This window comes from Nocardioides pantholopis, assembly GCF_003710085.1.
GTDB classification, from domain to species: domain Bacteria; phylum Actinomycetota; class Actinomycetes; order Propionibacteriales; family Nocardioidaceae; genus Nocardioides; species Nocardioides pantholopis.
Window position 1 is genome coordinate 2,299,681 of record NZ_CP033324.1, and the last position, 18,699, is coordinate 2,318,379.

18 protein-coding genes and 1 pseudogene are annotated in these 18,699 nt (G+C 72.8%); 1 reads left to right on the forward strand and 18 read right to left on the reverse strand.

The window, feature by feature from the left end; translation table 11 throughout:
* Positions 1 to 68: 68 nt before the first annotated feature.
* The 3 genes and pseudogenes from EBO35_RS19470 to EBO35_RS11045 all read right to left on the reverse strand — a co-directional run bounded on the left by EBO35_RS19470 (position 69) and on the right by EBO35_RS11045 (position 3,177).
* Positions 69 to 719, reverse strand: coding sequence for an AMIN-like domain-containing (lipo)protein (locus EBO35_RS19470; protein ID WP_164477921.1), 651 nt, complete (start codon positions 717 to 719; stop codon positions 69 to 71).
* A gap of 96 nt (positions 720 to 815) precedes the next feature.
* On the reverse strand, positions 816 to 1,157 hold the full coding sequence (locus EBO35_RS11040; protein ID WP_122817757.1) for a GNAT family N-acetyltransferase: 342 nt from the start codon (positions 1,155 to 1,157) through the stop codon (positions 816 to 818).
* A 32-nt stretch (positions 1,158 to 1,189) separates the two neighbouring features.
* Positions 1,190 to 3,177 (reverse strand): annotated as a pseudogene (locus EBO35_RS11045) (DNA gyrase/topoisomerase IV subunit B).
* 409 nt (positions 3,178 to 3,586) lie between these two features.
* Between EBO35_RS11045 and EBO35_RS11050 the strand changes: the two are divergent.
* The gene (locus tag EBO35_RS11050; protein WP_122817758.1) at positions 3,587 to 3,811 is read left to right on the forward strand and encodes a DUF7455 domain-containing protein; all 225 of its coding nucleotides are present in this window, start codon (positions 3,587 to 3,589) and stop codon (positions 3,809 to 3,811) included.
* Positions 3,812 to 3,927: 116 nt separating this feature from the next.
* Here EBO35_RS11050 and EBO35_RS11055 read toward each other — a convergent pair whose 3' ends face one another.
* From EBO35_RS11055 to EBO35_RS11125, 15 genes are read right to left on the reverse strand one after another with little or no spacing between them, the layout of a single operon-like run.
* On the reverse strand, positions 3,928 to 4,356 hold the full coding sequence (locus EBO35_RS11055; protein WP_122817759.1) for a type II 3-dehydroquinate dehydratase: 429 nt from the start codon (positions 4,354 to 4,356) through the stop codon (positions 3,928 to 3,930).
* Positions 4,353 to 5,456 carry a 3-dehydroquinate synthase gene (gene aroB / locus EBO35_RS11060; RefSeq protein ID WP_122817760.1) on the reverse strand — a complete coding sequence of 368 codons (1,104 nt, stop codon included), beginning with the start codon at positions 5,454 to 5,456 and terminating at the stop codon, positions 4,353 to 4,355. The genes EBO35_RS11055 and aroB overlap by 4 nt, the downstream gene beginning before the upstream one ends.
* Entirely contained in the window at positions 5,453 to 5,968 is a 516-nt protein-coding gene (locus EBO35_RS11065) for a shikimate kinase (RefSeq protein WP_241153657.1), read from the reverse strand. The genes aroB and EBO35_RS11065 overlap by 4 nt, the downstream gene beginning before the upstream one ends.
* The gene (gene aroC, locus EBO35_RS11070) at positions 5,965 to 7,152 is read right to left on the reverse strand and encodes a chorismate synthase (RefSeq protein WP_122817761.1); all 1,188 of its coding nucleotides are present in this window, start codon (positions 7,150 to 7,152) and stop codon (positions 5,965 to 5,967) included. Before aroC ends, EBO35_RS11065 begins: the two co-directional genes overlap by 4 nt.
* A 40-nt stretch (positions 7,153 to 7,192) precedes the next feature.
* Positions 7,193 to 7,897, reverse strand: a complete 705-nt coding sequence (locus tag EBO35_RS11075) for a prepilin peptidase (RefSeq protein ID WP_122817762.1) — start codon at positions 7,895 to 7,897, stop codon at positions 7,193 to 7,195.
* Positions 7,894 to 8,703 carry a shikimate dehydrogenase gene (locus EBO35_RS11080; protein WP_206422537.1) on the reverse strand — a complete coding sequence of 270 codons (810 nt, stop codon included), beginning with the start codon at positions 8,701 to 8,703 and terminating at the stop codon, positions 7,894 to 7,896. Before EBO35_RS11080 ends, EBO35_RS11075 begins: the two co-directional genes overlap by 4 nt.
* Positions 8,704 to 8,708: 5 nt before the next feature.
* The gene (gene mltG, locus EBO35_RS11085; protein ID WP_122817763.1) at positions 8,709 to 9,899 is read right to left on the reverse strand and encodes an endolytic transglycosylase MltG; all 1,191 of its coding nucleotides are present in this window, start codon (positions 9,897 to 9,899) and stop codon (positions 8,709 to 8,711) included.
* Entirely contained in the window at positions 9,896 to 10,366 is a 471-nt protein-coding gene (ruvX, locus tag EBO35_RS11090; RefSeq protein WP_122817764.1) for a Holliday junction resolvase RuvX, read from the reverse strand. Before ruvX ends, mltG begins: the two co-directional genes overlap by 4 nt.
* 4 nt (positions 10,367 to 10,370) lie before the next feature.
* On the reverse strand, positions 10,371 to 13,049 hold the full coding sequence (alaS, locus tag EBO35_RS11095; protein WP_122817765.1) for an alanine--tRNA ligase: 2,679 nt from the start codon (positions 13,047 to 13,049) through the stop codon (positions 10,371 to 10,373).
* Complete coding sequence (locus tag EBO35_RS19745) at positions 13,049 to 13,369, reverse strand: DUF6167 family protein (RefSeq protein WP_206422538.1); 321 nt, start codon at positions 13,367 to 13,369, stop codon at positions 13,049 to 13,051. The genes alaS and EBO35_RS19745 overlap by 1 nt, the downstream gene beginning before the upstream one ends.
* Complete coding sequence (locus tag EBO35_RS11105; protein WP_122817766.1) at positions 13,366 to 13,863, reverse strand: hypothetical protein; 498 nt, start codon at positions 13,861 to 13,863, stop codon at positions 13,366 to 13,368. The genes EBO35_RS19745 and EBO35_RS11105 overlap by 4 nt, the downstream gene beginning before the upstream one ends.
* A gap of 11 nt (positions 13,864 to 13,874) precedes the next feature.
* Positions 13,875 to 15,257 carry a replication-associated recombination protein A gene (locus EBO35_RS11110; RefSeq protein ID WP_241153658.1) on the reverse strand — a complete coding sequence of 461 codons (1,383 nt, stop codon included), beginning with the start codon at positions 15,255 to 15,257 and terminating at the stop codon, positions 13,875 to 13,877.
* 46 nt (positions 15,258 to 15,303) lie between these two features.
* A complete protein-coding gene (locus tag EBO35_RS11115) occupies positions 15,304 to 16,548 on the reverse strand; it encodes an ABC transporter ATP-binding protein (RefSeq protein ID WP_122817767.1) in 1,245 nt (414 codons plus the stop codon).
* Positions 16,545 to 17,642, reverse strand: coding sequence for an ABC transporter ATP-binding protein (locus EBO35_RS11120; RefSeq protein WP_241153659.1), 1,098 nt, complete (start codon positions 17,640 to 17,642; stop codon positions 16,545 to 16,547). Before EBO35_RS11120 ends, EBO35_RS11115 begins: the two co-directional genes overlap by 4 nt.
* Positions 17,639 to 18,646: an ABC transporter permease gene (locus EBO35_RS11125; protein WP_122817769.1), complete on the reverse strand. Its 1,008-nt coding sequence runs from the start codon at positions 18,644 to 18,646 to the stop codon at positions 17,639 to 17,641. The genes EBO35_RS11120 and EBO35_RS11125 overlap by 4 nt, the downstream gene beginning before the upstream one ends.
* Positions 18,647 to 18,699 lie beyond the last annotated feature (53 nt).

An 18,699-nucleotide genomic window follows, 5' to 3' on the forward strand; every position in this document is an offset into this window, starting at 1 on the left:
TCCTCCCGGACTGTCGCCCCGTTGGACGCCGCGCGCGGGCGAGCGGTTCCCGGCCCGCCGCTGCGCGGTCACCCGAGGTCGACGACCAGGCGCGACGGCGAGCTGAGTGCAGAGACCCGGAACGGAGTGCGGCCGCCCCGGAGCCCGATGAAGACCTGGGTCATGCCTTCGAACACGCCGGCTGTGTGCAGATCGGCAACGCCCCCTCCGAGCTCCTTGCGAACCGGACCGTTGCGTCTCGTCGGAGTTCCGGAGATGTCGAGCTGGAGGACCGCGTCGCCGTCGAGCTCGACCACCTCGCCGCTTCCGTCCTGCACCGCCTCGTCGACGAACCGTGCGGCCCAGCCGGGGCTGCCGGCGCCCGCGAACCTCAGCACGATCCGGTCATGACCCTCGTGCTCCACCACCGAGGCGGCCTCGAGCACCAGGTCGTACGGGCCGGATCGCTTGTGCGTCTGCTGATCAGCAGCACCGGGCGTCGTCGAGGATGGCGACGGCGACCGAGAAGGCAGTGGCTCCTGCGTCGCCGACGGGCCGGGTGAGTTCCCGGCGCCGGTCTCGTCGCCGGAGTGGCCGCCGCACGACGTCGTGAGCGCGAGCACGAGGACCCCGCTCGCCAGGAGCGCAGAGGACCCGCTGCGGGCCCGGCCGGGCGCTGCCCGCACACCGACATTGCGGGCGCGCGTCGCGTCCCCTGTCTCGATCTCCAGACGCGACATCCGGACACCTCCGCGGCATCGAGGAACGGGCCCGCCTGTGGTTGGACGGGGACGACGGATCAAACCTAGAGGAGTGCCGCAGGACCGGGTGGTGCCTCACAGCTCCTTGCGCAGGTGCACGTCGGCGGCGCCGGCGCTCGGCACGCCGTCCCACCGGAACAGCTCGCGGTAGCCGTGCCGCTCGTAGAAGCCCGGCGCCTGGAACGTGAACGACGTGACGAACACGTGGGTGCAGCCCCGACGGCGTGCCTCGTCCTCGAAGTCCGCCAGCAGCCGCGCGCCGACGCCGGCACCCCGGCTCTCCTCGCGTACCCAGGTCATCGCGATGCCGGCCGCGATCCCCCAGGTCCAGCCGCTGAGCCCCGCTGCGAGCTCGCCCGCGTCGTCGAGCACCCGCACGGTCAGCTCCTGCGCGGGCGCCAGCCCCGGCGTGGCCATGTAACGCGACCCGGCCCCACCACCGACCCCGGTCAGGCGTCCAGCGCCTCCACGTCGACCTCGTAGGCGCCCTGGACGATGAACTCCTTGCGCGGGGCGACCTCGGAGCCCATCAGCAGCTCGAAGACCCGGGTGGCTGCGTCCGCGTCGTCCACGGTGATCCGGCGCAGCGTGCGGCGGCGGGGGTCCATCGTCGTCTCGGCCAGCTGGTCGGCGTCCATCTCGCCGAGGCCCTTGTAGCGCTGCACCGGGTCCTTCCAGCGCACGTTCTTCTTCTTCAGCTCGGCGAGCTTGCGCTGCAGCTCGTCGTCGGAGTAGGTGTAGATGTACTTGTCCATCCCCTTCTTGGGGTTGGACAGCTCGATGCGGTGCAGCGGCGGGACCGCGGAGTAGACCCGGCCGTCCGCGACCAGCTCGGGCATGTACTTGAAGAACAGCGTCGCGAGCAGGCAGCGGATGTGGGCGCCGTCGGAGTCGGCGTCGGCCATGAAGATGATCCGGCCGTAGCGACGCGCGTCCAGGTCGAAGGTCCGTCCCGACCCGGCGCCGACGACCTGGATGATCGAGGCGCACTCGGCGTTCTTCAGCATGTCGCCGACCGAGGCCTTCTGCACGTTGAGGATCTTGCCGCGGATCGGCAGCAGCGCCTGGAACTCGGAGTTGCGGGCGAACTTGGCGGTGCCGAGCGCGGAGTCGCCCTCCACGATGAACAGCTCGGTGCGCTCGTTGTCGGTGGAGCGGCAGTCGTTGAGCTTCGCCGGCAGCGCCGAGGACTCCAGCGCGTTCTTGCGGCGCTGGGTCTCCTTGTGCTGGCGGGCGGCAATGCGCGTCTTGGCCGCGCCGACGACCTTCTCCATGACCAGCTTGGCCTGGGCCTTCTCGGCGCGCTTGGTCGAGGTCAGGAACTCCTTGAGCTCGCGCGCCACGATCCGGCGTACGACGGTCCGCGCGGCGGGGGTGCCGAGGATCTCCTTGGTCTGGCCCTCGAACTGGGGCTCGGCGAGCCGGACCGTGACGACAGCCGTCATGCCCTCGAGGACGTCGTCCTTGAGGACGTCGTCGTCGTTGGCCTTGAGCACCTTGGCCGCCTTCATCGCGTCGTTGAAGGTGCGGGTCACCGCCTGCTCGAAGCCGCTGACGTGGGTGCCGCCCTTGGGGGTGGCGATCACGTTGACGAACGAGCGGACCTCGGTGTCGTACCCGGTCCCCCAGCGCACCGCCACGTCCACGTGCAGCTCGCGCTCGACCTCCTGGGGGTCATGTGCCCCTTGTCGTCGAGCAGCGGCACGGTCTCGGTGAAGGTGTCCATGCCCTGCAGGCGCAGCACCTCGGTGACCGGCTCGTCGCTGGCGAGGAACTCGGTGAACTCGCTGATGCCGCCGTCGTGGCGGAACTTCTCCTCGACCAGCTCCGGGCCGCGCAGGTCGCGGATGACCAACTCCAGGCCCGGCACGATGAACGACGTCTGGCGGGCGCGGGTGACCAGCTCGTCGTAGACGAAGGCGGCCTCGCGGGTGAAGATCTGCCGGTCCGGCCAGAACCGGATCCGGGTGCCGGCGCGGCCCTTGGCCACCCGGCCGCCCTTGCGGGTCAGCCCGGAGCGGGGCTCGAAGTCGGCGTCGGGGCCGTCGGTGCCGAACACGCCGGGGGTGCCGCGGCGAAACGAGATCCCCTGGACCGCCGGGGAGCGCTCCACGTCGATGTCCATCCGGGTCGAGAGCGCGTTGACCACCGAGAGGCCCACGCCGTGCAGGCCGCCGGTGGCGACGTAGGAGCCGCCACCGAACTTGCCGCCGGCGTGCAGCTTGGTGGCCACCACCTCGACGCCGGGGAGCCCGGTCTTGGGCTCCTTGTCGGTGGGGATGCCGCGGCCGTCGTCGTGGACCTCGGCCGAGCCGTCCGGGTGCAGCGTGACCTCGACGCGCCCGGCGTGCCCGCCGAGGGCCTCGTCGACGCCGTTGTCGATGATCTCCCACAGGCAGTGCATGAGACCGCGGGTGTCGGTCGAGCCGATGTACATCCCCGGTCGCTTGCGGACCGCCTCGAGGCCCTCGAGGACCAGCAGGTGGGCGGCGTTGTAGGTGTTGTCGGCGATCGTGGGGCTCCCGGTGCCAGCTGCATGGATGGAACGCCTCCGAATCTACCCGCGACACGCCGGTCGCCGAGGCAGGCACGCTGCAGCGAGCAGGCATGGCGCCGGACTAGGTTGGGAACCTCTTCCCCAGCAGCAACCGCACGAACGCAGTAGTCCGAAACCGGCCGGAACGTCCCGGCTCCGAGCACCGGGTGTTCGGGGTCTGGACCATCCGTCTCCGCGGACGGGCCCACCATGGTTGGATGGAGACGTGTCGGGCACCACGTGCCGTCGGGAATCTTGAACCCCGCCGCTACGTTGAGGAAGACACCGACTGAGAAGAAATGAGGCCGATGTGACCACTGCAGTTGCCCCGAGCTCTCCGCTCACCGCAGCGGACCGCTGCGACCGTTGCGGAGCCCAGGCCTACCTCCGTGTGGAGCTCCAGACCGGCGGTGAGCTCCTCTTCTGCGCCCACCACGCTCGCGAGCACGGTGAGAAGCTGAAGGAGATCGCCGTCAACGTGATCGACGAGACGCACAAGCTGTCGCCGACGGCCGGTGCGCCCGAGGATCGCTGACCAACCACCCCGACGACTTCGTACGGCCCCGGACCTGATGGTCCGGGGCCGTTGTCGTGGGCGGGGCCGGGGCGGGCCCACGACAACGGCCACTGCAACGGCCCGGCGGACCGGCCTCAGCCGCGGGCGAGGACCTCGAGTGCCCGGCGGTAGCCGTCCACGCCGAGGCCGGCGATCACCTCGACGGCGTACGGCGTGACGACGGAGGTGTGGCGGAACTCCTCCGGGCGCTGGCGCGGGTCGGAGAGGTGCACCTCGACCAGCGGGGCGGTGAGCTGGGCGCAGGCGTCGTAGATCGCCCACGAGTAGTGCGTCCAGGCAGCGGCGTTCAGCACCACCGGCGTCGCGTCGTCGGCGGCAGCGTTGAGCCAGTCCAGCAGCTCGCCCTCGTGGTTGGTCTGGCGGACCTCGACCTCGAGGCCGAGGTCGCGGCCCCAGCCGACGCACAGCTCGGCGAGCTCGCCGTGGGTCGTGGTGCCGTAGATCTCCGGCTGCCGGCGGCCGAGCCGGCCGAGGTTCGGGCCGTTGAGGACCAGGACCCTCATGCCGCGCCCCCGATCGCGGCGTACGCCGCGCGCAGGTCCGCCTCCGACGGCCCGGAGAGGATCGACGGCTGCCCGACGCCATCGAGGACCACGAACCGCAGCTGCGAGCCGCGGGCCTTCTTGTCGACCCTCATCGTCGCGTGCAGCTCCTCGAACGGCGCCGCGTCGTACGTCGTCGGCAGCCCGACCCGCCCGAAGGCCGTCCGGTGCCGCTCGACGAGCTCCGCGGGGATCCGGCCGGCGCGGTGCGCGAGCTCCGCGACGTAGACGCACCCGATCGCCACGGCCTCGCCGTGCCGGATCTCGTAGCCCGACGCGCGCTCGATCGCGTGCGCCAGCGTGTGCCCGTAGTTGAGCGCCTCGCGACCGGGGTGGCCGTCACGGCCCCCGGTCTCGCGCAGGTCGTCGACGACGACGTCGATCTTGACCCGGATCGCGCGCTCGACCAGCTCGCGCAGCACCGGCGAGTCGGCGTCGAGCGTGGCCGGGTCGACGGACTCCACGAGGTCCAGGATCACCGGGTCGGCGATGAAGCCGCACTTGACGACCTCGCCCAGCCCGGCGACCAGCTCCGCGCGCGGCAGGGTCCGCAGCGTGGCCAGGTCGCACAGCACGGCGGCGGGCTCGTGGAAGGCCCCGACCAGGTTCTTCCCGGCGCCGGTGTTGATCCCGGTCTTGCCGCCGACCGCGGCGTCGACCATCGCCAGCAGCGTGGTCGGGACGTGCACGACCCGGACCCCGCGCAGCCAGCAGGCGGCCACGAAGCCGCCCAGGTCGGTGGTCGCGCCGCCGCCGAAGGTGATGACGACGTCGGAGCGGGTGAAGCTCTTCTCCCCCAGCGCCTCCCAGCAGTCGTCGGCGACCGCGGCGGTCTTGGCCGCCTCGCCCTCGGGCAGCCCCAGGGCGAGCACCTCGTAGTCGTCGATCAGCGCGTCGACGACCCGCTCGGCGAGCGACCCGAGCTGGCCGGCGTACAGCAGCGCGACCCGCTGGACGTCCGGGCCCAGGATCGCGGGCAGCCGGCCGACCAGGTCGTGGCCGACGACGACGTCGTACGGCGCGGCGCCGCCGACGTGGAGGATGGTCTCGGACTCACTCATGGCAGGGCCTTCCTGATCTCCTCGGCCACGTCCTCGGGGGACCGGCCGTCGGTGTCGACGACGAGCGTGGCGACGGACTCGTAGACCGGCGTGCGCTCGTCGAGCAGCTGCTTGACCCGGCCGCGGACGTTGCCGAGCAGCAGCGGCCGCGAGGCGCCGAGCCCGACCCGCTTGACCGCCTCGGACAGCCCGACCCGCAGGAACACCACCGGGTGCCCGGCGAGCAGCTCGCGGGTGCCCGGGTCGAGCACCGCTCCCCCACCCAGGGCGAGGACGCCGTCGTGGCCGGCAAGCGCGTCCGCGACCGCGGCCCGCTCGAGCTCGCGGAAGTGCGCCTCGCCGGAGTCGACGAAGATGTCGCTGATCGGGCGGCCCTCGGCGGCCTCGATGTCGGCGTCGGTGTCCCGCGCCGTCACTCCCCACCGGCTGGCCAGCACCTCGGCGACAGTGGTCTTGCCGGCCCCCATCGGACCGACCAGGACCACCCGGGGGCCCACCGCCGCGCCGGTCACCGGTAGCGCAGCGTGTCGAGGTAGGACTCGACGTTGCGCCGGGTCTCGCTCAGCGAGTCGCCGCCGAACTTCTCCAGCACGGCGTCGGCCACGACCAGGGCCACCATCGCCTCGGCGACGATGCCGGCGGCGGGCACCGCGCACACGTCCGAGCGCTGGTGGTGGGCGACGGTCTCCTCGCCGGTGGCGAGGTCGACGGTGCGCAGGGCGCGCGGGACTGTCGCGATCGGCTTCATCGCGGCCCGGACCCGCAGCACCTCGCCGGTGGTCATGCCGCCCTCGGTGCCGCCGGCCCGGCCGCTGGCGCGGCGCAGCCCGGCACCGGTCGGGAGGATCTCGTCGTGGGCCAGGGAGCCGGGCGTCGCGGCGAGCGCGAAGCCGTCGCCGACCTCGACGCCCTTGATGGCCTGGATGCCCATCAGGGCCCCGGCCAGCCGGGAGTCCAGGCGCCGGTCCCAGTGCACGTGCGAGCCGAGGCCCGGCGGCAGGCCGTGCACGACGACCTCGACGACGCCGCCGAGGGTGTCGCCGTCCTTGTGGGCCTGGTCGATGCGGGCGACCATCGCGGCGCTGGCCTCCGGGTCCAGGCAGCGCACCGGGTCGGCGTCGAGGCGCTCGACGACGCCCTCGTCGTCGGCCTCGGGCCACAGGCCGGCCGGGGCGGGCACGCCGCCGAGCTCCACGACGTGGGACATCACCCGGGCGCCGACTGCCTGCTCCAGGAAGTTGCTCGCCACCCGGCCCAGCGCCACGCGGGCGGCGGTCTCCCGGGCGGAGGCCCGCTCCAGGATCGGCCGGGCGTCGTCGAAGGCGTACTTCTGCATGCCGGCGAGGTCGGCGTGGCCGGGCCGGGGCCGGGTCAGCGGGGCGTTGCGCGCGGCCCCCTCCAGCTCCACCGGGTCGACGGGGTCGGCCGCCATCACCTTGTCCCACTTGGGCCACTCGGTGTTGCCGACGATCACCGCCACCGGGCCGCCCTGGGTGCGGCCGTGCCGCACGCCGCCGGTGAAGGTGACCTCGTCCTGCTCGAACTTCATCCGGGCGCCGCGGCCGTAGCCGAGCCGGCGGCGGGCCAGGGACTCCGCGACCTCCTCGGTGGTGATCGCGACATGGGCCGGAAGCCCTTCGAGGACAGCGACCAGGGACGGGCCATGGGACTCGCCCGCAGTGAGCCAACGCAGCATGGCGGCAGTCTCCCACGAGCCGGTCGGGCCGCCGGCGGGGTCACCCCGTCGCGAGACCCGCGAGGGCCGGACCGACGGCGATGCCGACCAGGGCGCCGAGCAGCAGGAACGGCCCGAACGGGTACGCCGTGCGCAGCAGGCCGCGGTCGCGGCGCACCACGGCGAGGACCAGACCCGGGACGCCGAGCAGCACGAAGCCGGCGTACAGGCCGACGAGGAGCTCGGCCCAGCCGAGGTATCCGAGCACCAGCCCGAGCAACGCGGCCAGCCGGACGTCGCCGAAGCCGAGGCCGGCCGAGTGCACCCACCACAGCAGCCAGAACGACGTGCGCGCCAGGACCAACCCGGCCAGGCCGCGGACCAGGTCGTCGGGGTTCCCGGTGAGCACGGCGTCGAGGACGGCCAGCGCGAGCGCCACCGCGGTCGCGGGCAGCACCAGCGCCCGCGGCAGCAGCCGGGTGCGCCAGTCCACCACGGCCAGGGCCACCCCGATCGGCACCAGCGGGACCAGGCCGACCAGCACCGGGTCCCAGCCGATCGAGAACCCCACCACCGCGCCGGCGCCCGCGCACCAGTCGGGCCCCCACCGGCGCAGCGGACCGGCCGCGACCACGGCGTACGGCTCCTTGTCCGGCCCCGCGTCACCGGGCTCCGGGATCCGGGCGACCAGGGCCGGCAGCAGCAGCCCCGCGGCGCAACACAGCTGGGCACAGACCACAGCAGCGATGACCGCGGCCGGGCTCATCCCCCGGCCCGCTCCACCAGCGCCTGCTCCCCCGCGGCCCGCATCGTCGCCAGCGGCGCCGCCTGGCCGGTGAACAGCTCGAACTGCAGGGCGGCCTGGTGGACCAGCAGGTCCAGGCCGCCGACCAGCGGCCGCGACCCCGCGGACCGCGCGAACGGCGTGGGCCACGGCTCGTAGAGCACCTCGAAGAGCACCGCCGCCGGCGCGCACCGGGCGACCAGGTCGGAGCCCTGGGCGGACGCCGGGATCGTCGAGACCACGACCTCGCCGACCACCTGGTCGCTGGCGAGGTCGCCGACCACGACGCGCGGCGCGGCGGGGTGCCGCTCGATCGCGGCGACGGTCTCGGCGGCGCGCGCCGCCGAGCGGGCCAGGACCCGCACCGTCCGGGCGCCGAGCTCGACCAGCGCCAGCCCGGTCGAGGCTGCGGTCGCCCCGGCGCCGAGCACGGTCGCCGCGCTCACCGGGCCGTCGTACCGCTCGCGGACCGCCGCGACGGCGCCGGGCAGGTCGGTGTTGTCGGCCAGGATCTCCGCACCCCCGAGGACCAGCGTGTTCGCGGCGCCCGCGAGCCGGGCCCGGTCGGTGACCGTGCCGGCCACCTCGAGGACCTCGCGCTTGAGCGGCGCGGTGACCGAGAGGCCGCGCCACTGCCCGTCCAGGCCGCCGACGAAGGCCGCGAGGCCGCCGGCCGGCACCCGGCGCGCCTCGTAGGACCAGTCCAGCCCGGCCGCGTCGTACCCGGCCCGGTGCAGCACCGGGGAGAGGGAGTGGGCGACCGGGTCCCCCAGGACGGCGCAGCGCATCGCGATCAGCAGGCGCCCTCGGACTCGGTGGCGCAGTACTCCCGCAGCTCGTTCTTGTACGTCGTGAACTGCTCCGGGGTCTCGGCGAACTTGGTCTCGCCGGTGGCCAGGTTGACTGTCACGTAGTAGTACCAGTCCCCCGCGGCCGGAGCCGCCGCCGCCGCGATCGCCGCGTCGCCGGGTGCCTCGATCGGGCCGGGCGGGAGCCCGGCGTTGAGGTAGGTGTTGTACGGCGAGTCCAGCTCGAGGTCGTCGAGGGTCGGGACCGCGCCGAGCTTGTTGCCGGCGGCGTAGTTGACTGTCGCGTCGATCTGCAGCTTGCCGATGGTCCCGGCGGTGCCGGGGTTCTCCAGCCGGTTGTAGATGACCCGGGCGATCTTCGGCATGTCGTCGCCGCGGCCCTCCGCCTCCACGAGGCTGGCGATGGTCATCAGCTCGTGCGGGGTGTAGCCCAGCCGCTTCGCGGCGCCCTCGAGGTCGGCGCTGTCCGCGGCCTGCCGCCAGCGGCTCACCATCTGCTGGAGCATGCCCAGCGGCTTCTCGTTCGGGCCGAACGCGTACGTCGCGGGGAACAGGTAGCCCTCGGCGTTGCCGCCGGCATAGTCGGGCAGCCCGAGCTCCTCGGGCTTGGCGAGCGCCTTCTCGAAGGCCGCTCGGCTGAAGTCGGTGCTCTCGGCGAGCACGCCCACGACGTCGCTGAGGCGCAGGCCCTCGGGGACGGTGACGGACGTGGTCATCACGTTCGCGGGGTCGACGAGCACCTCGACGACCTCGGCGGCGGCCATCTTCTTGCGCAGCGTGAAGAAGCCGGCCTGGATCGCGGTGGACTCGGGGTTGTCGGCCGCCGCGGCGGTGAAGGCGTCGACCGAGGCGACGACGCCGGCCTCCTTGAGGTTGCGGCCCATCTGGGTGACGCTGTCGCCGGGCACGACCTCGAAGGCCACGCTGCCGGAGCCGGGACCCGGGTAGTCCTCGGGCTCGCCGAACTGGTCCTGGATCGCGTCGATGCCCCGGTTCACGCCCCAGTAGAGGCCGCCGGCCACGACGGCCAGCACCAGCAGCGCCACCAGGCAGCCCGGCAGGCGGCTGCGGCGCCGACGGCGCCGTCCGCCCGGCACGTACGCCGGACCCTCGTCGGGTTCCGGCTCGTCCGCCGGCGGCTCCTCGAGCCGGTCGTTCTGCTGCGACTCGGTCATGCCGTCTCCTCGACAGTCTCACCGGGCGCGGTTCCGGTCGCGCGCTCGGTGTCCAGTGCGTGCTGAAGGATCAGCACCGCCGCGGCCTGGTCCACCACGGCGCGCCGTGCGGTCCCCTTGCGGCCACGATCGCGCAGCATAGCCTCCGCGGACACGGTGCTGAGCCGCTCGTCGACCAGGCGCACCGGGACCGGAGCCACCCGGCGGGCCAGCGCTGCCGCGAACTCGCGGACCTTCGACGCCGCCGGCCCCTCTCCGCCGGAGAGCGAGCGGGGCAGCCCGACGACGACCTCGACCACCTCGGAGCTCTCCGCGATCTCCGCGAGGATCCGGCCGATCCGGGCCAGGTCGCCCCGGCCGCGGCGCACGGTCTCCACCGGCGTCGCGAGGAAGCCGGACGGGTCGCTGCGCGCGACCCCGATCCGGGCGTCCCCGGGGTCGATGCCGAGCCGTACGCCGGGCCGCAACGTCTCAGCCCTGTCCGGCGACGCGGCCGACCTCGGCCCGGACCAGCGCCAGGGCCTCGTCGACGCGGGAGGCGTCGGTGCCGCCGCCCTGCGCGACGTCGGCCTTGCCGCCGCCCTTGCCGCCCACGAGCGGCCCGACCGCGCGGACCAGGTCGTTCGCGCTCAGGCCCCGGGCCCGGGCGGCGTCGTTGACGGCCGCCACGACCGAGACCTTGCCGTCGGCCACGCCGATCACCACGACCACCCCGGGGCGGTCGCCGGTCAGCCGGCCGCGGACGTCCATCGCGAGGGTGCGGGCGTCGCCGCCCGCCGCCCCGTCGGCCCGGTGCGCCACCAGCGCGACCCCGGCGACGTCCTCGGCCGCCGCGGCGAGTCCGCCGCCGGCGGCGAGCAGCTGGGCGAGCCGGACCTTCTCGATCTCCTTCTCCGCGCCGCGCAGCCGCTCGACCAGCTCGCCGACCCGGCCGACGAGGTCGTCGGACCGGGTCTTCAGCAGGCCGGTGAGCTGGCCGACGACGTCGCGCTCCCGGGCCAGGTAGGCGAAGCCCTCGAGGCCGGTGAGGGCCTCGATGCGGCGGTTGCCCGAGCCGACCGAGGACTCGCCGGTGACGACGATGGTGCCGATCTGGGAGGAGTGGTCGACGTGCGTGCCGCCGCAGAGCTCGCGCGACCAGGGGCCGCCGATCTCCACGACCCGCACCTTCGAGTCGTCGTAGGTCTCCCCGAACAGCGCGATCGCGCCCCACTCCTTGGCCTCGGCCAGGGTCATGTACTGCCACCCGACCGGCAGGTCGGCGCGCAGCGCCTGGTTGGAGACCTGCTCGATGTCGTGCAGCTGCGCGGGCGCCAGGCCCTGGGTCCACCCGAAGTCCAGGCGCAGGTAGCCGGGCCGGTTGTAGGAGCCCGACTGCAGGGCGTTCGGGCCGAGCACCTCGCGCAGCGCGGCGTGCACGACGTGGGTGCCGGAGTGCGCCTGGCGGGCGCCGAGGCGCCACTCGGGGTCGACCCGGGCGTGCAGGCCCGCGCCGGGGGTGAACTCGCCGTCGACGACCCGCACCTGGTGCACGACCAGCCCGCGCACCGGGCGCTGGACGTCGAGCACCTCCAGCCGGCCGCCGTCGAACTCGATGGTGCCGGCGTCGGCGGCCTGGCCGCCGGACTCGGCGTAGAACGGGGTCCGGTCGAGGACCAGCTCGCCCACCTCGCCGGCGGCGAGCGCCCGAGCCGGGGCGCCGCCGCTGAGCAGGGCGATGGCGCGGGACTCGGTCTCGAGGGTCTCGTAGGCCAGCCACTCGGTGGGCCCGTGCTCGTCGAGGACGCCCTTGTAGACGCCGGTGTCGGCGTGCTGGCCCTTCTTCGCCCGGGCGTCGGCCTTGGCGCGCTCGCGCTGCTCGGCCATCAGGCCCCGGAAGCCCTCCTCGTCGACGCTGAGGCCGGCCTCGGAGGCCATCTCCAGGGTCAGGTCGATCGGGAAGCCGTAGGTGTCGTGCAGCGCGAACGCCTTCGCGCCGGAGAGCCGGGCGGCCCCGCTGGAGCGGACCTCGCTCGCGGCCTGCTCGAAGATCTGGGTGCCGGCCGCCAGGGTCTTGCGGAACGCGTCCTCCTCGGCGTACGCGACCTGCGAGATCCGCCCGAAGCCGGTCTCGAGCTCGGGGTAGGAGACCTTCATCCGGCTCATGCTCACCGGCAGCAGCTCCGGCAGCGCCCGGTCCTCGAAGCCCAGCAGACGCATCGAGCGCACCGCGCGGCGCAGCAGCCGGCGCAGCACGTAGCCGCGGCCCTCGTTGCCGGGGGTGACGCCGTCGCCGATCAGCATCAGCGCGCTGCGCACGTGGTCGGCGACCACGCGGAAGCGCACGTCGTCCTCGGCGTTCGCGCCGTAGGTCTTGCCGGTGAGCTCGCTGGCGCGCTCGATGACCGGGAAGACCTCGTCGATTTCGTACATGTTCTGCTTGCCCTGGAGCAGGTACGCGACCCGCTCCAGGCCGAGGCCGGTGTCGATGTTCTTCGCCGGCAGCGGACCCTCGACGTCGAAGTCGTCCTTGGCGCGGACCGCGCTGAGGGACTCCTGCATGAAGACCAGGTTCCAGATCTCCAGGTAGCGGTCCTCGTCGGCGTCCGGGCCGCCATCGGGGCCGAACTCCGGGCCGCGGTCGACGTAGATCTCGCTGCACGGGCCGCCGGGGCCGGGGACGCCCATGTTCCAGTAGTTGTCCTTGAGCCCGCGGTCCTGGATCCGCTCGTCGGGCAGGCCGGCGATGCTCTTCCACAGCGAGCGCGCCTCGGTGTCGGAGGGCAGCACCGTGACCCAGATCTTCTCCGGGTCGAAGCCGAGGCCGCCGTCGTCCACCGAGCCGGTGATCAGCTCCCAGGCGAAGCGGATCGCTCCCTCCTTGAAGTAGTCGCCGAAGGAGAAGTTGCCGCACATCTGGAAGAACGTGCCGTGCCGGGTGGTCTTGCCGACCTCCTCGATGTCGAGGGTGCGCACGCACTTCTGCACGCTCACCGCCCGCGAGTACGGCGCGGTCTCCTGGCCCAGGAAGTAAGGCTTGAACGGCACCATGCCGGCGTTGACGAACAGCAGGTTCGGGTCGTCGAGCAGCAGCGATGCCGACGGGACCGGGGTGTGGCCGTGCCGCTCGAAGTGGGCGACGAACCTCCGGCGGATCTCCGCGGTCTCCATCAGGTGGTGCCTCTCTCTAGCTCTGCTGCGGCCGTCTCGATGGTGGTCTCGATGCCGGGGTTCTCGGTGGTGGTCTGGGAAGGCGGCGCGGCCAGCTCCGGGCGGCCGTGTGGGACCAGGCCCATCCGGGCCCGCAGGTCGACCTCCGCCTCGGCGGCGCCCTGGGCGACCTCCTCGCGGAAGGCGCGGGCGCCCGCGGCCAGGCCGTGCGCCCGGTCCCGCAGCCCGTCGACGGTCAGGACCTCGGCGGCGCGGCGGCCGCGGATCATCGCGTAGACGCCGGCGCCGGCCCCCGCGACGAACCACAGCCCCCGGCTCACGCGGCGTCCTCGGTGCGCTGCCGGGACCGCCAGTACTGGAGGGCCTCGCGGACCTCGGCGCGGCGGGCCTTGCGCGAGCGCTTGACCTCGCGGCGCATCTCGAAGCGGATCCGGTTGCGGGCCTGCGGCGAGAGCGCCCGGCGTACGCCGGCGGCGGTGGCGGCGGTCCGCAGGACCGTCTCGCGCAGCACCAGGTCGGCGAAGAGCCGGCCCTCGACCATCGGCACCGGTGCCGGGTCGCTGGACGGGGACGAGCCGTCCGCCGCGAGGTCGGTGATCACGAACTCCTGGGCCTCGGCTGCCGCCGGCGACCCGCTCGGCCGCGCGGCGAGGTCGCGCACCAGCTCGTCGACGCGCTCGCGCAGGGCGGTTGTCTCCGCACGCGACCGGGCCGCGGTGCGGGCCAGCACGACGGCCAGGAGCACCGCCAGCAGGACCACCGCCGCGAGGGCCACGAGGGCAGCCCACATCGGCACGGTCCACTGCTCGTTCATGGTGGCCGACCCTATCGCGGGCGACCGGCGCCGCCGCGGGCCCGGCCCCCGGCTGTGCCGCGGATCATCCGGCGCACCCGCTCCCACCGCTCCTTGATGGCAGCCTCGGCGCCGAGCGCGGTGGGCTGGTAGTACTCGGCGTCCGCGACCACGTCCGGGGCGTACTGCTGCTCGGCGATCCCGTAGGGCTCGTCGTGGCTGTACTTGTAGCCCTTGCCGTGGGCCAGCTTCTTCGCGCCGCCGTAGTGGGCGTCGCGCAGGTGGGCGGGCACCGGCCCGATCTTGCCGGCTCGCACGTCGGCGACGGCGGCGCCGACCGCTGTCGTCACGGCGTTCGACTTCGGGGCGACCGCGAGCGCGATCGTCGCGTGGGCCAGCGTGAGCTGGGCCTCGGGCATCCCGATCAGCGCGACGGTCTGGGCCGCGGCCACTGCCGTCTGCAGGGCGCCGGGGTCAGCCAGGCCGATGTCCTCCGACGCCAGGATCAGCAGCCGCCGGGCGATGAAGCGGGGGTCCTCCCCTGCCTCCATCATCCGGGCCAGGTAGTGCAGGGCCGCGTCGGCGTCGGAGCCGCGCACGGACTTGATGAAGGCGCTGGTCACGTCGTAGTGCTGGTCGCCCTGGCGGTCGTAGCGCACTGCGGCCTGGTCGACAGCGGTCTCGGCCGTCGCCAGGTCGACCACGTCCGAGCCGCGGCTCGACGCGGCGCCGGTCGCGGCCTCCAGGTAGGTCAGCGAGCGCCGGGCGTCACCGCCGGCCAGCCGCACCAGGTGCTCCAGCGCGTCCTCGTCGACGGTGAACCGGCCGCCGAGGCCGCGCTCGTCGACCAGCGCCTGCGCCATCACCGCACGGACGCCGTCGTCGGTCAGCGACTCCAGGCGCAGCAGCAGGCTGCGGGACAGCAGCGGGGAGATCACCGAGAAGAACGGGTTCTCGGTGGTCGCGGCCACCAGCGTGACCCACCGGTTCTCCACCCCGGGGAGCAGCGCGTCCTGCTGGGCCTTGCTGAACCGGTGCACCTCGTCGACGAAGAGCACTGTCTCGCGGCCGGTGGCCACCAGCTGGGCCCGCGCCGCGTCGATCGCGGCCCGGACCTCCTTGACCCCGGCCGAGACCGCGGAGACCTCGACGAAGCGCCGGTCGGTCTGCTGGCTCACGATCGAGGCGATCGTGGTCTTGCCGGTGCCCGGCGGGCCCCACAGCAGCAGCGACATCGACTGGTCGTTCTCGATCAGCTGGCGCAGCGGCGCACCGGGGGCGCGCAGCTGCTCCTGGCCGACCAGCTCGTCGAGCGTGCGCGGCCGCATCCGCACGGCCAGCGGCGCCGACGCGTGCGTGTTCGCCGCCAGCGACCCGCCCCCGGTGGGCGGGCCCACCTCGAAGAGTCCGTCCACGGTCCCCAGCCTACTGAGGTCTACCGACGGGCGGCCGAGGGCCCACTCAGGCGTGCACCATGGTCCTGCTCGCGACGTCGAACCAGTGGTCGTTGTAGCCGGGGCCGGTGCCGAGGTCCTCGACCGGGCTCGCGCCGGGGTCGGGGTTGCCCTGGTCGTCGACGCCGAGCAGGCCGGTGGTGACCGGCTGGTCCGGGTGGTCGCCGAGGACGCCCGGGAAGTGGCAGGCGACCTTGTGGCGCGGACCGACCTGGAGCAGCGGCGGCTCCGCCTTGGTGCAGATCTCCTGGGCGAACGGGCAGCGGGTACTGAACCGGCACCCGGCGGGCGGGTTGACCGGCGAGGGCACGTCGCCCTCGAGCTTGATCCGCTCCCGGCGTCCGCCGACAGCTGCCTGCTTGACGTCGGGCACCGCGGAGAGCAGCGCCTGGCTGTAGGGGTGGTAGGGCCGGTTGTAGAGCGTGTCGCGGTCGGCGATCTCGACGATCTTGCCGAGGTACATCACCGCGATCTCCGGGCAGAAGTGCCGGACCACCGCCAGGTCGTGAGCGATGAAGAGGAACGCGATCCCGAACTCCTTCTGGAGGTCCTGGAGCAGGTTGATGACCTGCGCCTGGATCGAGACGTCCAGCGCCGATACCGGCTCGTCGGCCACCAGCAGCTTCGGGTTCAGGGTCAGCGCCCGGGCGATGCCGACGCGCTGGCGCTGGCCGCCGGAGAACTCGTTCGGGTAGCGGTTGTAGTGCTCGGGGTTCAGGCCGACGACCTCGAGCAGCTCCTGGACCCGCCCCAGCACCTGGTTCTTCGGCACCACGCCGTGGACCAGCAGCGGCGCCGCGATGATCGACCCGACCGTGTGGCGAGGGTTCAGCGAGGTGTAGGGGTCCTGGAAGATCATCTGCACGTCTCGGCGCACCGGCTTGAGCTGGCGCTTGGAGAGCTGGGAGATGTCGTTGCCCTGGAACCGGATGGCGCCGGAGGTGGGCTTGTAGAGCCGGGTGATCAGCCGACCGGTGGTCGACTTGCCGCAGCCGGACTCCCCCACCAGGCCCAGCGAGCCGCCCTCGGGGACCTGGAAGGACAGGCCGTCGACGGCCTGCACGTGGCCGACGGTGCGCCGGACCAGTCCGGCCGACTTCACCGGGAAGTACATGCGCAGGTTCTCGATCTCCAGCACCGGCTTGGCGGAGGGGTCGAGCGGGGTCGGCAGGTGCGCCTCGTGCGCCTCCTGGAGGAACAGGTCCTCGCCGGCGGGGGGCGTCTGCAGCGGAGCTGCGGGCTCGTCGGTCATCGGGTCTCCTCGACGAGGTTGGGGGCGATCTCGGGCAGCACCTCGCTGCGGTAGATCGCCTCGGGGTCGGCCAGGTGGCAGCGCTTGAGGTGGCTCTCGCCCGGGCGCACCGGCAGCAGGTCCGGCAGGACTGTCGTGCACAGGTCGCCGGGGACCTTGTCCTGGTGGGCGCAGCGCGGGTTGAACGAGCAGCCCGAGGGCGGGCTGAGCAGGCTCGGCGGGTTGCCCGGGATCGGGATCAGCCGCCCGGTGGTGTCCCCGGCGACGTCGGGCACGCTGGAGAGCAGGCCCCAGGTGTAGGGCATGGCCGGGTGGGTGAGGATCTGCTTGGTGGTGCCGTACTCGACAGCGCGGCCGGCGTACATCACCAGCACGTCGTCCGCCATCTCGGCGATCACGCCGAGGTCGTGGGTGATCAGCACGACCGCCGAGTTGAACTCCGACTGCAGGTCCTGGAGCAGGTCCAGGATTTGTGCCTGGACCGTGACGTCGAGGGCCGTGGTGGGCTCGTCGGCGATCAGCAGCGAGGGGTCGTTGATCAGGCCCATCGCGATCATCGCGCGCTGGCGCATGCCGCCGGAGAACTGGTGCGGGTAGTCGTCGACGCGGCGGTCGGGCTGCGGGATCCCGACCCGGTCCAGCATCGAGATCGCCTTGCGGCGGGCGTCGCGCTTGGAGGCGTCCGGGTGGTGCACCAGGTAGGCCTCGGCGAGCTGGGCGCCGACCCGGTAGAACGGGTGCAGCGCGGCCAGGGCGTCCTGGAAGATCATCGACACCGAGTTGCCGCGCAGCTTGCGCATCTGCGGCTCGTTGAGACCGACGACCTCCTGGCCGCCCACCCGGATTGAGCCCTCGATCGTGGAGCGGTCCGGGTCGTGCAGGCCGAGGACTGCCATGCTCGAGACGGACTTGCCCGAGCCGGACTCCCCGACGATGCCGAGGGTCTTACCGAGCGACACCGAGTAGCTGATGCCGTTAACCGCACGCAGCGGACCGGCGGGGGTGGGGAACTCGACCGAGAGGTCCTCGACGACGAGGAACGGGTCGCTGTCGGACACGGTGGTGCCTGACCTTTCGACGGAGGTGGTGGTCACGAGAGTCGCACCCGCGGATCGAGCACGCTGTAGACGATGTCCACGATGAGGTTGGCGCTGACCATGATGATCGCCGTGAACAAGGCGGTGGCGGACACCACCGGGAGGTCGAGGGCGTAGACGCCACGCAGACCCCACAGCCCGATGCCCTGGATCTCGAAGATCCGCTCGGTGAAGAGGGTGCCGGCCAGCAGCAGACCGAGGTCGATGCCGAAGATCGTGACGACCGGCACCAGCGCGCTGCGCAGGCCGTGCTTGTAGATGACCGTGTTGGGCTTGAGCCCCTTGGCCTTGGCGGTGCGGATGTAGTCCTCGCCCAGGGTCTCGACCATCGCACCGCGGGTGTAGCGGGTGTACTGCGTACTGCCCCAGATGCCCAGACACAGCCATGGCAGCAGGAGCCCGGTGAACCACTTGGCCGGGTTCTCCAGCAGTGGCGTGTAGCCGCTGGAGCCGAGGATCGGGATGTCCCAGATCAGCGTGACGTAGAGCCACGCGAGCAGGGCGAGCAGGTAGTAGGGCACCGAGCTGATGAACAGGAAGCTCGTCACCAGCATCTTGTCGCCGAGGGTTCCACGCCGCCGGGCGGCGGCGACGCCGACGGGGATGCCGATGATGAGGTACAGCGCCGCGCCGCCGACGGCGAGCGAGATGGTGGCCGGCAGTCGCTCGGTCATCTCGTCCCAGATCAGGCCACGGGAGCGGAACGAGAAGCCCAGGCACGGGGCCGGGCAGTCGATGGTGGTGCCGCCGACATTCATCTCCCGGCCGGTGAAGACGCCCTTGACGTAGGCGCCGTACTCCGCGGCGATGTTGTTGTTGTAGCCCATCTGCTCCTCGTAGCGCTCCAGGCGCTCGGGGGTGCAGCGGTTCGAGGTCTCCTGCAGGCAGATCGGGCGGGCCGGGCTCGAGGGGCCGTACCAGAACAGGGCGAAGATCGCCATCGAGACGAGAATGATGACGACCACTCCGGCGAGCAGTCGCTTGATGATGTAGGCGAACATCGAGCCCAGTACCTCTCAGGACGAGGAAGAAGTCAGTCGGGCAGGAGATGGGG

What these genes read in the sequence shown, in the direction of transcription:
- EBO35_RS19470 (WP_164477921.1), bottom strand. Translation starts at nt 719, where the DNA reads ATGTCGCGTCTGGAGATCGAGACAGGGGACGCGACGCGCGCCCGCAAT.
- EBO35_RS11040 (WP_122817757.1), bottom strand. Translation starts at nt 1,157, where the DNA reads ATGGCCACGCCGGGGCTGGCGCCCGCGCAGGAGCTGACCGTGCGGGTG.
- EBO35_RS11055 (WP_122817759.1), bottom strand. Translation starts at nt 4,356, where the DNA reads ATGAGGGTCCTGGTCCTCAACGGCCCGAACCTCGGCCGGCTCGGCCGC.
- aroB (WP_122817760.1), bottom strand. Translation starts at nt 5,456, where the DNA reads ATGAGTGAGTCCGAGACCATCCTCCACGTCGGCGGCGCCGCGCCGTAC.
- aroC (WP_122817761.1), bottom strand. Translation starts at nt 7,152, where the DNA reads ATGCTGCGTTGGCTCACTGCGGGCGAGTCCCATGGCCCGTCCCTGGTC.
- EBO35_RS11075 (WP_122817762.1), bottom strand. Translation starts at nt 7,897, where the DNA reads ATGAGCCCGGCCGCGGTCATCGCTGCTGTGGTCTGTGCCCAGCTGTGT.
- EBO35_RS11080 (WP_206422537.1), bottom strand. Translation starts at nt 8,703, where the DNA reads ATGCGCTGCGCCGTCCTGGGGGACCCGGTCGCCCACTCCCTCTCCCCG.
- mltG (WP_122817763.1), bottom strand. Translation starts at nt 9,899, where the DNA reads ATGACCGAGTCGCAGCAGAACGACCGGCTCGAGGAGCCGCCGGCGGAC.
- alaS (WP_122817765.1), bottom strand. Translation starts at nt 13,049, where the DNA reads ATGGAGACCGCGGAGATCCGCCGGAGGTTCGTCGCCCACTTCGAGCGG.
- EBO35_RS11105 (WP_122817766.1), bottom strand. Translation starts at nt 13,863, where the DNA reads ATGAACGAGCAGTGGACCGTGCCGATGTGGGCTGCCCTCGTGGCCCTC.
- EBO35_RS11115 (WP_122817767.1), bottom strand. Translation starts at nt 16,548, where the DNA reads ATGACCGACGAGCCCGCAGCTCCGCTGCAGACGCCCCCCGCCGGCGAG.
- EBO35_RS11125 (WP_122817769.1), bottom strand. Translation starts at nt 18,646, where the DNA reads ATGTTCGCCTACATCATCAAGCGACTGCTCGCCGGAGTGGTCGTCATC.